The organism is Peterkaempfera griseoplana (assembly GCF_001418575.1).
GTDB classification, from domain to species: domain Bacteria; phylum Actinomycetota; class Actinomycetes; order Streptomycetales; family Streptomycetaceae; genus Peterkaempfera; species Peterkaempfera griseoplana.
In genome coordinates this window covers 1-8,948 of sequence record NZ_LIQR01000170.1, presented here as the reverse complement: position 1 = coordinate 8,948, position 8,948 = coordinate 1, and the positions used below count along the sequence as shown (strand labels likewise).

The window sequence follows — 8,948 nt, the reverse complement described above, 5'->3', positions numbered from 1 at the left end:
CGCCGCCGGAGGCCGAACCGGAGATGATCCTCAGGCTCTGCCCGTTCGACTTGGCGTAGCCGTTGACGGCGGGGGAGGGGCCGATCCAGCCGATGTCGATGGAGCCGGCGTTGAGCGCCTCGATCTCGGACGGGCCCGCGTTGAAGACCTGGGTCTTGATCTTCGTCGCCCCCAGCTCCTTGGCGAAGAAGCCCTCCTTCAGGCCCACCAGGGCGGTGCCGTGGGTGAGGTTGGCGAAGTAGCCGATCTTCACCGTGTCGGCGGAGAGCTTCTTGCCGGTGGCGGCGCCGGTCGCCGCGGCCGGGGTGGAGTTGTCGGTGGTGGTCTTGGAGCCGTAGCCGCAGGCGCTGAGCAGCCCGGCCGCGGTGAGCGCGGCGACGGAGAGCGCGGCGGTGCGTCTGATCCGGCCGGAGCCGGGGATTGCCCGCTGATCGGTGCGGGGCAGGGCAGGAGACATGGAGGAGTCCTCACGTGACGGGGTCGGAAGAGTGGCCGGCGCGATGGCCGGGCGGGCCGGGCCGCGGTACCTGGTGTGGGTCAGGACGCAGCCCGGTGACGGGCCGTCAGGCCCGCCCGCACGCACATCGCGCCACGCCGCCCTGGCCGCTGCCGAGGACGCCGCTGCCGATGCGGCCGCCTTCCTTGTCCATCTCGGAGAACGCCTCTCCGGGCATCAGACCCAGTCCTCCCCGTCGTCCTGGGCGACCGCGCCGTGCAGCGCGGCGCCGAAGGCCTCACCCGCCATGCCGGCGGTGAGGGTGGTGCCGTCCGCCGGGTCGATCAGCAGGAACGACCCGGTGTGCCGGTTGTCCGCGTAGGCGTCCAGTGCCAGCGGCTCGGCGGTGCGCAGCACCACCCGGCCGATGTCGTTGACCGCCAGGCCCTCGGCGCCGGAGCGCCGCTCCAGGCTGTCGATGTCGACCCGGTACGGGATCTCCTTCACCAGCGCCCGGACCGTGCGGGTGGTGTGCTTGAGCAGCACCCGGTCGCCGACCCGCAGCGGCCGCTCATGGAGGTGGCAGACGGTCGCCTCGACGTCCTTCACCGGCTCGGGCGCGGTGCCGCCGGCGATCAGGTCGCCCCGGGAGATGTCGATGTCGTCGGTGAGGCGCACGGTGACGGACTGCGGCGCCCAGGCGATGTCGGTCTCCTCGCCGAGGGCGTCGATCCCGGCCACGGTGGTGGTGATGCCGGACGGCAGCACCGTGACCCGGTCGCCCCTGCGCAGCACCCCGGACGCCAGCTGCCCGGCGTAGCCGCGGTAGTCCCGCCACTCGCCCGACTGGGGACGGATCACGTACTGCACCGGGAAGCGCGCCGGCTCGGCGGACGGGTCGGTGCCGACCGGGACGGTCTCCAGGTGCTCCAGCAGCGTCGGGCCGCCGTACCAGTCCATGCGGGCGGACGGCTCCACCACGTTGTCGCCGGCCAGTGCGGAGATGGGGATGGCGGTGACGTCCGGCACCCCCAGCGAGCCGGCGTAGGCGGTGAACTCCGCCGCGATCGCGGCGAAGACCGGCTCGGCGTACTCCACCAGGTCCATCTTGTTGACCGCCAGCACCACATGGGGCACGCGCAGCAGCGCCGCCACGGCGGCGTGTCGGCGGGTCTGCTCGACCACGCCGTTGCGGGCGTCCACCAGCACCACGGCCAGCTCCGCGGTGGAGGCGCCGGTGACCATGTTGCGGGTGTACTGCACATGGCCGGGGGTGTCGGCGAGGATGAAGCGGCGGCGCGGAGTGGCGAAGTAACGGTACGCCACATCGATGGTGATGCCCTGCTCCCGCTCGGCCCGCAGACCGTCGGTCAGCAGCGCCAGGTCGGGGGCCTCCTGGCCGCGCCGCAGCGAGGCGGCCTCGACGGCCTCCAGCTGGTCGGCCAGCACCGACTTGGAGTCGTGCAGCAGCCGCCCGACCAGGGTGGACTTGCCGTCGTCGACCGAGCCGGCGGTGGCGAAGCGCAGCAGCGCGGTCGCCGCCGCCTCGCCGAACGGGTTCTCGGCCGGCGTCGGCGAGTCGCCGAGGCCGTTGTTGGCAGTCAGATCGGTCGACATCTCTAGAAGTACCCCTCGCGCTTCCGGTCCTCCATGGCGGCCTCCGAGAGCTTGTCGTCGGCCCGGGTGGCGCCCCGCTCGGTGAGCCGGCTGGCGGCCACCTCGGCGATCACGTCCGCCACCGTGACGGCGTCGGAGTCGACGGCGCCGGTGCAGGACATGTCGCCCACCGTGCGGTAGCGCACCAGGCGCCGCTCCACGGTCTCGCCCTCCCTGGGGCCGCCCCACTCGCCGGCGGTCAGCCACATGCCGCCGCGCTGGAAGACCTTGCGCTCATGGGCGAAGTAGATCTCGGGGAGGTCGATCTTCTCCCGCTCGATGTACTGCCAGACGTCCAGCTCGGTCCAGTTGGAGAGCGGGAAGACCCGGACGTGCTCACCGGGGGCGTGCCGGCCGTTGTACAGCGACCACAGCTCGGGGCGCTGGCGGCGCGGGTCCCACTGGGAGAACTCGTCGCGCAGGGAGAAGACCCGCTCCTTGGCCCTGGCCTTCTCCTCGTCGCGGCGGCCGCCGCCGAAGACCGCGTCGAACCGGTGCTGCTGGATCGCCTCGGTCAGCGGCACGGTCTGCAGCGGGTTGCGGGTGCCGTCGGGGCGCTCCCGCAGCCGGCCGCTGTCGATGTAGTCCTGCACCGAGGCGACATGCAGCTGGAGCCCGTACTGGGCGACCACACGGTCCCGGTAGGCGAGTACCTCGGGGAAGTTGTGCCCGGTGTCCACGTGCAGCAGTGCGAACGGAACCGGCGCGGGCCAGAAGGCCTTCAGCGCCAACTGCAGCATCAGGATGGAGTCCTTGCCGCCGGAGAAGAGCAGCACCGGCCGCTCGAACTCGCCCGCCACCTCGCGGAAGATGTGGACCGCCTCCGCCTCCAGGGCGTCCAGGTGGGAGAGGGTGTAGGGGTTGTCGGTGCCGCCGAGCTGCGGCTGGTGCGTCGCCGTCGTCATGCCAGTCCCCTTGTCGTGAGAAGGGCGTGCAGGGCGGCGGCCGACTCGGCCACCGACTGGGTGTGCGCCTCGATCCGCAGGTCGGGCTGCTCGGGCGCCTCGTACGGGTCGTCCACGCCGGTCAGTCCGGAGATCTCTCCGGCCGCCTGCTTCGCGTACAGCCCCTTGACGTCGCGGACCGAGCAGACCTCCACCGGGGTCGCCACATGCACCTCGAGGAAGCCGGTGCCCGCCTCGGCGTGGCGCTCCCGGACCGCCGCCCGCGAGGCGGCGTACGGGGCGATGACCGGGGCCAGCACCTTCACCCCGTGGGAGGCCAGCAGCTCCGCGACGAAGCCGATCCGGGTGACGTTGGTGTGGCGGTCCTCGCGGGTGAAGCCGAGGCCCGCGGAGAGGAAGGTGCGGATCTCGTCGCCGTCCAGCACCTCCACCCGGTGGCCCTCGGCGCGCAGCAGCTCGGCGAGCGCATACGCGATGGTGGTCTTGCCCGCGCTGGGCAGGCCGGTCAGCCACACGGTGGCCCCGCGCTGCTGCGCGGCGGCTGCGGTGTCCTGCCGGTCTGCCGTCCCGTCGGCTGTGGTCGTCACTTCGGTCCGCTCCAGGTCGGTGGTGCTGAGTTGACGGATGATCAGGTGTGCAGGCCGCACTCGGTCTTGCCGGTGCCCGCCCAGCGGCCGGCCCGGGCGTCCTCGCCCTCGGCGACCCGGCGGGTGCAGGGGGCGCAGCCCACGGAGGCGTAGCCGTCCCACAGCAGCGGGTTGAGCAGCACCCCGTGCTCGGCGACATAGGCGTCGACGTCGTCCTGGGTCCAGCGGGCGATGGGAGCGATCTTGACCTTGCGGCGCTTGGGGTCCCAGCCGACCACCGGGGTGTTCGCCCGGGTGGGGGACTCGTCGCGGCGCAGCCCGGTCGCCCAGGCGTCGTACGCCATCAGCCCGCGCTGCAGGGGCTCCACCTTGCGCAGTGCGCAGCACAGGTCGGGGTCGCGGTCGTGCAGCTTCGCGCCGTACTGCTCGTCCTGCTCGGCAACGCTCTGACGCGGCGTCAGCGTGATGACGTTGACCTGCATGGTCGCCGCCACCGCGTCGCGGGTGCCGATGGTCTCCGGGAAGTGGTAGCCGGTGTCCAGGAAGACCACGTCCACCCCCGGGAGGGCCGAGGAGGCCAGGTGCGCCACCACGGCGTCCTCCATGGAGGAGGTGACGCAGAAGCTCCGGCCGAAGGTCTCGGCGGCCCAGCGCAGGACCTCGCGCGCCGGCGCCTCCTCCAGGTCGCGGCCGGCCGCCAGGGCCAGCGCCTCCAGCTCCTCGGCGGTGCGGCGGGTGCTGTCGGTGGTGCTGCTCATCGGGTGCTCCCCCCAGAGACGGCCCGGGACACAAGGCCCAGGAACTGCACCGTGAAAGCGCGTGCGCACGATCCGCATTCCCAGGCGCCGCGGCCGCCCTCCTCGGACGGGCGGAGGTCCTCCTCGCCGCAGTACGGGCAGTGGAACGGTGCCACTCGCTCGCTCATGAGAGCGCCTCCTCCGACGCACGGGCCGCCCACTGGGCGAACCGCTCGCCCTCGGCGCGCTCCGCCTGGAAGCGGCGCAGTACCCGCTCCACGTAGTCCGGCAGCTCCTCCGCGGTGACCTTGAGGCCGCGGACCTTGCGGCCGAACGCCGGCTCCAGGCCCAGGGCGCCGCCCAGGTGGACCTGGAAGCCCTCCACCTGACGGCCTTCGGCGTCGGTGACCAGCTGGCCCTTGAGGCCGATGTCGGCGGTCTGGATGCGGGCGCAGGCGTTGGGGCAGCCGTTGATGTTGATCGCCAGCGGCTCGTCGAACTCCGGCAGCCGGCGCTCCAGCTCCTCGATGAGAGTGCGGCCGCGCTCCTTGGTCTCCACGATGGCGAGCTTGCAGAACTCGATACCGGTGCAGGCCAGCGTGCCGCGGCGGAACGGGGAGGGGCTGACCCGCAGGTCCAGCGCCTCCAGCCCGGCGACCAGCGAGTCGACCTGGGCCCCGGGGACGTCCAGCACGATCAGCTTCTGCTCGACCGTGGTGGCCAGCCGGCCGGAGCCGTGCGCCTCGGCGAGGTCCGCGACCTTGCTGAGCAGGGCGCCGTCCACCCGGCCGACGCGGGGGGCGAAGCCGACGTAGAAGTTGCCGTCCTTCTGCGGGTGGACGCCCACATGGTCGCGCCACCGCCGGGCGGGCTGCTCGGGGGCGGGGCCGTCGGTGAGCGTCCGCTTCAGGTACTCCGTCTCCAGCACCTCGCGGAACCGCTCCGCGCCCCAGTCGGAGACCAGGAACTTCAGCCGGGCCCGGTTGCGCAGCCGGCGGTAGCCGTAGTCGCGGAAGATGGAGACCACACCGGCCCAGACCTCCGGGACCTCCTCCAGCGGCACCCAGGCACCCAGCCGCACCCCGAACTTGGGGTTGGTGGAGAGGCCGCCGCCCACCCAGAGGTCGAAGCCGGGGCCGTGCTCGGGGTGGACCACGCCGACAAAGGCCACGTCGTTGATCTCGTGCACCACGTCCAGTTGCGGAGAGCCGGAGATCGCGGTCTTGAACTTGCGCGGCAGGTTGGAGAACTCCTTGCTGCCGATCCAGCGCCGGGTGATCTCCTCGATCGCGGGCGAGCCGTCGATGATCTCGTCGGCCGCGATCCCCGCCACCGGCGAGCCGATGATCACACGCGGTACGTCACCGCAGGCCTCGGTGGTGGACAGGCCGACGCCCTCCAGCCGCTCCCAGATGGCCGGGACGTCCTCGATGCGGACCCAGTGCAGCTGGATGTTCTGCCGGTCGGTGATGTCGGCGGTGCCGCGGGCGTACGACTGGGAGACCTCGCCGATGGCGCGCAGCTGCTCGGTGGTGAGGCGGCCGCCGTCGATGCGCACCCGCATCATGAAGTACTCGTCGTCCAGCTCCTCCGGCTCCAGTACGGCGGTCTTGCCGCCGTCGATGCCGGGCCTGCGCTGGGTGTAGAGACCCCACCAGCGCATCCGGCCGCGGAGGTCGGCCGGGTCGATGGAGTCGAAGCCGCGATGGGCGTAGATCGTCTCAATGCGTGTCCGCACATTGAGACCGTCGTCGTCCTTCTTGGACTGCTCGTTGGCGTTGAGCGGGGTGAAGTGCCCCATCGCCCACTGCCCCTCGCCGCGGTGGCGGGTCACCTTGCGGGCTGCGGGGCGGCGCGCCGCGGCGGCGTCCGGCTGGGGCGCTGCCCGGTCGTGGGCGGGGGTGCTGGCCATGGTTTTTGCGTCCTTCGGCAGGTGGTGACGCGCAGTGGGGGCGAGTCGTCTCCAGCGCACAGCACTGCGGTGACCTGCGGTGTTCGCAAGGACGCGGGCAGTGACCTGGCCGGAGGCGCCCGCACATCCGCATCGGCGGGAATGGCGAGTGGTGGCGCCGGATCGGTGGGGACGGCGGGGCTCAGGTCGCCCGACAGATGGCGCTGGACACGCGAAGCAGGTCGACGTGGAGTCGACCGACCAGGGTTGTTCCGGCACCAGACATGGCAAGAGATTCCCATGCGGATCTCCCGCGGGTCCACTGCGGTCCGCATGTCGGACAAAATGTCTTCACTATGTGAGACGAGCCCCGAGGGGGCCCGGTGGGACCCCCTGACCGGGGCGTGAGTACAGGGGCCCCTGCCGGATACGGTAAGGACGTGCAACCAGCAGGCGAAACCCCCCGGAAGGCCCCCAAGCACCGGGCGAAGGGCACCCGGCGCTCCGGGCGGCGGTACGGGGGTGCCTCATGGCGTTCCACGGTGTGGGCGCTCATCAAGGAGACCACCAACACCTGCATCGAGTACCGGGTCACCGGGCTCGCGGCCGAGGCGGCCTTCTTCACCCTGCTCTCCATCCCGCCGCTGCTGCTCTGCCTGGCGGGCACCCTCGGCTACCTCGACGACATCGTCGGCGCCGGCACCATCGACAACCTCCAGCAGGACATCATCGACGCCTCCGGCACGGTGCTGTCCCACGACTCCATCGACCAGATCGTCAGACCCCTGCTGAAGAGCGTCTTCGACGGCGGCCGCCCCGACCTGATCTCCATCGGCTTCCTGCTCTCCCTCTGGTCGGGCTCGCGGGCGCTGTACATCTTCATCGACACCATCACCGTGATGTACGGCCTCGACGGCAAGCGCGGCATCGTGGCCACCCGCACGCTCTCGCTCGGCCTCTACCTCGCCGCCCTGGTCATCGGCTCCCTGGTGCTGCCGCTGCTGGTGGCCGGACCCGGCATGGTGGTGGCCGCGCTGCCCGGCATCGCGGGGCTGGTCAACGGCCTCTACTGGCCGGTGGCGATCGTGCTGCTGATCGTCTTCCTCACCACGCTCTACCACCTCTCCGTCCCGGTCCGCACACCCTGGCGGGAGGACATCCCCGGCGCCCTGGTCGCCCTGCTGGTCCTGGTGATCTGCAGCGCGCTGCTCCGGGTCTACCTGGTCAGCTCGGTGGAGGGCCCCACCGTCTACGGCTCGCTGGCCGCGCCCGTCGCCGTACTGCTGTGGATCTTCGTGGTGGCGCTGGCGGTGCTGATCGGCGCCGCCGTGGCCGCGATGCCCGCCTGGTCCGCCGCCGGGCCGCTGGCCAGGGCGGCGGTCTGTCTGGAGATCCTGGGCAGGATCAACGCCCGCTCGCACGAGTTCGCCCAGGCCGTGATGCACACCACCGGCCAGGCCTACGGCATGGCCTTCCAGGCGGGCGGCCCGCACGCCCAGGACCGTGGCCTGGAGGCGGTGGCGTACGCGTACGCCGAGCAGACCCGGCTGCCCCGGCAGGCCGGCTGGACCAAGCCGCAGGGCAGGCGCGACCCGCTGGTGATGGAGAAGACCTTCACCGTGGTGCCGCGCGGCGTGGCCCTGCTGGTGGGCTGCAACACCTTCCCGACCTGGAACGGCTACCCCGGGTTCTTCGCCTCACTGGCCACCGGCAACCCCGTGGTCGTCAAGCCGCACCCGCGCGCGGTGCTGCCGCTGGCGCTGACCGTGCGGATCGCCCGGCAGGTGCTGGCCGAGGCGGGGTTCGGCGCCGACCTGGTCACCCTGGCCGCCGAGCGGCCGGGGGAGGGCCTGGCCAAGGTGCTGGCGCTCCGTCCCGAGGTGCGGATCATCGACTACACCGGCTCCAGCGCCTTCGGCGAGTGGCTGGAGGCCAACGCCGTCCAGGCGCAGGTCTACACCGAGAAGGCCGGCGTCAACACCGCCGTCGTCGACTCCACCGACGACTACGCCGGGATGCTCGGCAACATCGCCTTCTCGCTCTCCCTCTACAGCGGGCAGATGTGCACCACTCCGCAGAACCTGCTGATCCCCCGCGGCGGCATCACCACCGACCAGGGCGAGAAGTCCTACGACGAGGTGGTCTCCGACCTGGCGGCGGCGATCGGCAAGCTGCTCGGCGACGACGCCCGCGCGGCGGCCATCCTGGGCGCGGTGGTCAACCCCGGGGTGGCCGAGCGGATCGGCCAGGCCGTGGACGGCTCGTACGGCGAACTCGCCCTCACCCCCCGCGCGGTGACCGTTCCGGAGTTCCCCGACGCGGTGGTGCGGACCCCCGCGCTGGTGAAGGCCGACGCCGCCAAGCCGGACGACGAGGCGGCGTTCCTCAGCGAGTGCTTCGGCCCGGTCTCCTTCGCGGTGGCGGTGGACTCCGCCGCCGACGCGGTGGAGCTGCTGCGCCGTACGGTCCGGGAGAAGGGCGCCATGACGGCCGCCGCCTGGACCACCTCGGCCGAGGTGGAGCAGGCCGTCGTCGACGCCTGCCTGGACGCGGGTGTCTCGCTCTCGCTCAACCTCACCGGCGGGGTCTACGCCAACCAGACCGCGGCCTTCTCCGACCTGCACGGCACCGGCGCCAACCCGGCCGCCAACTCGGCGTACTGCGACGCGGCGTTCGTCGCCAACCGCTTCCGCACCGTACAGATCCGCCGCCACGCCTGAGAAAGTGTTGGGTAAC

At 72.0% G+C, this 8,948-nt stretch carries 8 protein-coding genes; 1 reads left to right on the top strand and 7 read right to left on the bottom strand.

Features of this window, described 5'->3' with window-relative positions:
- The 7 genes from AOK09_RS13790 to AOK09_RS43675 form a co-directional block, all read right to left on the bottom strand.
- A partial coding sequence (locus AOK09_RS13790) for an ABC transporter substrate-binding protein (protein ID WP_169797029.1) occupies positions 1–457 on the bottom strand: 457 nt, incomplete at its 3' end.
- 216 nt (positions 458–673) lie between these two features.
- Complete coding sequence (locus AOK09_RS13780) at positions 674–2,053, bottom strand: sulfate adenylyltransferase subunit 1 (RefSeq protein ID WP_079063035.1); 1,380 nt, start codon at positions 2,051–2,053, stop codon at positions 674–676.
- A 2-nt stretch (positions 2,054–2,055) separates the two neighbouring features.
- Positions 2,056–2,997 (bottom strand): sulfate adenylyltransferase subunit CysD, encoded by a 942-nt coding sequence (gene cysD, locus AOK09_RS13775; protein ID WP_055587464.1) that lies wholly within the window; start codon positions 2,995–2,997, stop codon positions 2,056–2,058.
- Entirely contained in the window at positions 2,994–3,584 is a 591-nt protein-coding gene (cysC, locus tag AOK09_RS13770; protein WP_055587466.1) for an adenylyl-sulfate kinase, read from the bottom strand. The genes cysD and cysC overlap by 4 nt, the downstream gene beginning before the upstream one ends.
- Positions 3,585–3,625: 41 nt before the next feature.
- On the bottom strand, positions 3,626–4,342 hold the full coding sequence (locus AOK09_RS13765) for a phosphoadenylyl-sulfate reductase (RefSeq protein WP_055587463.1): 717 nt from the start codon (positions 4,340–4,342) through the stop codon (positions 3,626–3,628).
- 163 nt (positions 4,343–4,505) lie between these two features.
- Positions 4,506–6,233, bottom strand: a complete 1,728-nt coding sequence (locus AOK09_RS13760) for a nitrite/sulfite reductase (protein WP_055587462.1) — start codon at positions 6,231–6,233, stop codon at positions 4,506–4,508.
- 181 nt (positions 6,234–6,414) lie between these two features.
- Positions 6,415–6,498, bottom strand: coding sequence for a putative leader peptide (locus AOK09_RS43675; protein ID WP_407675399.1), 84 nt, complete (start codon positions 6,496–6,498; stop codon positions 6,415–6,417).
- Between the two features lie 97 nt (positions 6,499–6,595).
- Here AOK09_RS43675 and paaN point away from each other — a divergent pair, with 97 nt between their 5' ends.
- Complete coding sequence (gene paaN / locus AOK09_RS43165; RefSeq protein ID WP_322973172.1) at positions 6,596–8,932, top strand: phenylacetic acid degradation protein PaaN; 2,337 nt, start codon at positions 6,596–6,598, stop codon at positions 8,930–8,932.
- Positions 8,933–8,948 lie beyond the last annotated feature (16 nt).

Coding starts and splice junctions, on each gene's coding strand:
- AOK09_RS13780 (WP_079063035.1), bottom strand. CDS start 2,053: ATGTCGACCGATCTGACTGCCAACAACGGCCTCGGCGACTCGCCGACG.
- cysD (WP_055587464.1), bottom strand. CDS start 2,997: ATGACGACGGCGACGCACCAGCCGCAGCTCGGCGGCACCGACAACCCC.
- AOK09_RS13765 (WP_055587463.1), bottom strand. CDS start 4,342: ATGAGCAGCACCACCGACAGCACCCGCCGCACCGCCGAGGAGCTGGAG.
- AOK09_RS13760 (WP_055587462.1), bottom strand. CDS start 6,233: ATGGCCAGCACCCCCGCCCACGACCGGGCAGCGCCCCAGCCGGACGCC.
- AOK09_RS43675 (WP_407675399.1), bottom strand. CDS start 6,498: ATGTCTGGTGCCGGAACAACCCTGGTCGGTCGACTCCACGTCGACCTG.